The 3,325-nt window shown below is 59.6% G+C and carries 3 protein-coding genes; 2 read left to right on the plus strand and 1 reads right to left on the minus strand.

Translation table 11 applies throughout. From position 1 onward, the window contains the following. Window positions 1-239: 239 nt before the first annotated feature. Window positions 240-896, minus strand: a complete 657-nt coding sequence (locus EOA29_RS29875; RefSeq protein ID WP_127222011.1) for an acyl-homoserine-lactone synthase — start codon at window positions 894-896, stop codon at window positions 240-242. 211 nt (window positions 897-1,107) lie between these two features. On the opposite strand from EOA29_RS29875, the gene EOA29_RS29880 reads away from it, so the two are divergent. Together EOA29_RS29880 and EOA29_RS29885 are read left to right on the plus strand one after the other, a co-directional pair. Then, a complete protein-coding gene (locus EOA29_RS29880; RefSeq protein ID WP_127222012.1) occupies window positions 1,108-2,367 on the plus strand; it encodes a hypothetical protein in 1,260 nt (419 codons plus the stop codon). 82 nt (window positions 2,368-2,449) lie between these two features. After that, window positions 2,450-3,325: hypothetical protein (locus EOA29_RS29885; protein ID WP_145969865.1), on the plus strand; the 876-nt coding region annotated here is incomplete at its 3' end.

The following is a 3,325-nucleotide window of genomic DNA, read 5'->3' on the forward strand; positions in this document are numbered from 1 at the left end:
ATCGCCTGGCAGACACCGGCCGAGGTCGCCACCACCTTCAATCCGCGACGGTCGCTCGCGCTGCGCTATGCCAAAGGCTCCGCGCCAGCGACCGTCGCTTCACCCGCCCAGCAGGGCACAACCCACGCCGGAAACGAACTCAAAACTGGATAGAAACTGGGGGCAACGTCAGGATGCCAAACGCGCTTGGTAGCAACGTCTAATCTGGATTGGATCGGACCGGTCAACAGCGACTGCTGCTAGGCGACTCTGCTTAACGTCTCGACAGGTTTGATGAACGGCACCTGCCTTCCCCGTCGCACCAGCAATGAATGCTCAATCCCCAGTATCCTGCGCACGCTCGCCAACGCCGCCTCGTTCACGTCGATATAGGCGACGATGTACCACTCGCCGTTTTCTTCTCTGGCCATACCGAGTGGCTCGGCGTGCCATTTCAGCGCGCCGTGGTGGGGCATGAAGTAGGTTTCCTGGACACCACCGACGGCGCTCAGCCCTTCGTCGAGGGCGTATTCCATCACCGCGCAGCATAGCTGCGTTAGCGTGCCTCGAAGCCCTGTCGCGCGTTTGTCGGGAACGACGAAGGTGCGCGTCCATTCGGCCCAGTCGGGACGCCGGGGAACGCCCGTTCGCTCACACATGTGAGGAAAAACCTCCGAGACCATGTGCGGCTCGCTCGTTGGGATAAGTCGAGCCGAGGTCACGACGCGGCCTTCTTCCATGCCGAGCAGGTAGGTCGCTGCGTCGGTATCAAACTGATCCAATTCGCGGCCATCGGGGCTCGGAGGGCGCCACCGTTTCTGGTGCACAAAGAAGTCGTGACGACGTCGCAAAAACTCGTCGAATTCGTTTTCGTAGAGATGCTTGTTGAGCGCACTGACGACGTGAGCCGAAATCATCGCACAACCCCCAATGTTTTCCCAATGGGATGATTGCAGTGATGCTAAAATACGTCACCTGTCCGATCGGACAGTTGACGCGCTCGACATGCGAATCGTTAGCTTCGCAGGGTATGAACCCGGGTTCCCTGGGCGGCTGCCTAAGGCCTGTCATCCGGTCGGTCGAAGCCGCTGTCGCCGCTCTTGGTGCGACACGAAGGGGGTAAAAACAATGAAGGGGCTCACGGTCTATCTGATCGGTATCGCGGCTCTTGGAGTGGTTATCGGCCTGTTCGTCGGGCTCAGCCAATCGCCGGTGGTTTCGGGCGTGCTGACGTCACTCTTCGGACTCTTAGGTGTCGCCGGAAGCTTCTACCTGCCGTGGGCACAAACAACCACAAATGCCTCTGACACCCGCAAGACGAATGCAGAAGCTGCCCGCGAGTCGGCGTTAGCGGCGGCGGACGATGCGAAAATTGCCCAAGAGGCCGCTGCCCGCAAAACCGCCTCGGCGACCGCATTTCTTGCCGAAGCAGACAAAAAGAAGGTGGCTGCAGAAGCGGAGCTTGCTGCGCTCCAGGCGATCGTGCCTCAACCACCGGCAGACCAACTGGCCGCAAAGCAGGACGAAGCCACGCAGGCGGCAGCGCAACGCACCCAAGCACAGACGGACCTGGACGCGGCAGTTGCAGCAGAGAAATTGACTGCTGAAACCCTTGCCGACGCGAATACTCGTTTTGCCTCGAAAGCCAGAGAAGCTAAGAGCGCGGCTGAGCAGGTCACGAAAGAAGGTAACGCGCGCGTTGGCATGACGTACACGGCCGCTGGCGCAAGCCTAACGGCGTTTAGTCTCGGCCTCGTCGTGGCGGCCCTCTATGGAATGTTGATACGGACCGGCAGTAACTTGAGCGACCTCCTTCCAAAGGCGGTGACTGCGCAACCCGTCGAAGGTATTGATGGGCAAGCAGCTGTGGACGCCGTGCTGCTGGACCGGATCCTGGTCGGATTGAAAGTCGGGCCGGATGAGCGTGCCAAGATCAGTCACCTCGCCGTGACATCTTGCAGTGGTCTCGACGATCTCAGCGCGCCGGCAGCGAAGGTTCTCGTCCTATTAAATCCACTGGCTGAGGACGAGAGTTTGCCGGTGGCAGAAGCGACAAAGCATTTAGCGGCCTTCCAAACGGAAGTTGAGAAGCCGCTCGTAGCCAACGCCCCAGAGGAACAACGCAACTTCGGACGCGCTCAAGCCGCGCTGAGGGAGACCCTGGCGGACCTAAGCAGGCTTTGGTTGTCTCCGACTTTCGTAACTGGGCATGCTGAAGTCGCCAGAGCGTTGGGTGACTTTCAGGTTGAAGCCGCGCGATATGTCGGATGCGAAGATGTGGATCAGGTTCTGACTGAACTGATCGCCAAACTCAAAGACATCAAGGACACACCGGTTGCCGTCACAGTCACTGCCGTTTCCAGCAAGCTGGAAACCGTTCCTCAGTGAGGCTTCGATGCTGCGTTGTGCTACTGTGTGTATTCTCATAGCAGTCGCGTCGCCGGCGCTTGCGACACAGCCCGAAGAATTGGTGAACCGCGCCATTGCCGAGTTCGCTGCATCTAAGACAAAACCCGATACGGCCCTCGCATCCACCATCGCTGCGTGGACAGATCTTCAGAATGCGGTGATCGAGTTCCCCGACACCGATATTGCTCTTCAAATACTAAGCGCTGACCCTTCCCTCGGCATCGACCGACACGCCGTCGAACAAGCGCTCGTCCAGGGCTTGGCGGCCAAAATATTTGAGCCCGCAGCGCCCTTCGGCACCAACGATCTATATAACCTCAGCGCCGAGGATTCTCAGGCGCTACTCGCTTCACTCATTCGCAACCGCCAATTCGATTTGGCGCTTCAAGCGGTCACGGTCGGGCAGGACTCGTTGCCACGCAAGGTTTGGCTTGCACACTATTTCGCATCTTACGGCGACCTCGACAGAGCGGCGAAAGCCGCCGCCGGCAGCGTTGAAGCACAAGACGCAGCGGCGCGCGGCCTCCTCACAAGCCGAGGTGCCAAAGCAGCACTCGAGCAAGTTGACCGCGTCGACTACAACACGGTGGATGCGGGCGACACGCTGAAACTCGAAACGCTGCTTTTGATCGGGCAAACGAAGGCCAAAGCCAACGATGATGCTAAGGCCATCCGGGATGCGTTGGCGCGCGCACGTGATTTAGCCTCGAGCACCGGAAGAGACTGTCGAGCCGCCGTATCGCTTGCGCAGGCCGGGTTAGCGAAGCAGGCAATCGCGAAGGCCGGGTTCAGCAGCGATCACTGGGACAACGACGAGGCCACTTGCCTGTACACTATGATCAGCATTTTTGCAGCGCGTGGGGAAGACGACGCCGCGCGCGGGATCATTGCATCCATCGATTGGGTCCCAGTGCTGCCGCTGCTTGTCCGACTGGCG

The organism is Mesorhizobium sp. M1E.F.Ca.ET.063.01.1.1, assembly GCF_003998155.1.
GTDB lineage: Bacteria > Pseudomonadota > Alphaproteobacteria > Rhizobiales > Rhizobiaceae > Mesorhizobium.

What these genes read in the sequence shown, in the direction of transcription:
- EOA29_RS29880 (WP_127222012.1), top strand. Translation starts at nt 1,108, where the DNA reads ATGAAGGGGCTCACGGTCTATCTGATCGGTATCGCGGCTCTTGGAGTG.
- EOA29_RS29875 (WP_127222011.1), bottom strand. Translation starts at nt 896, where the DNA reads ATGATTTCGGCTCACGTCGTCAGTGCGCTCAACAAGCATCTCTACGAA.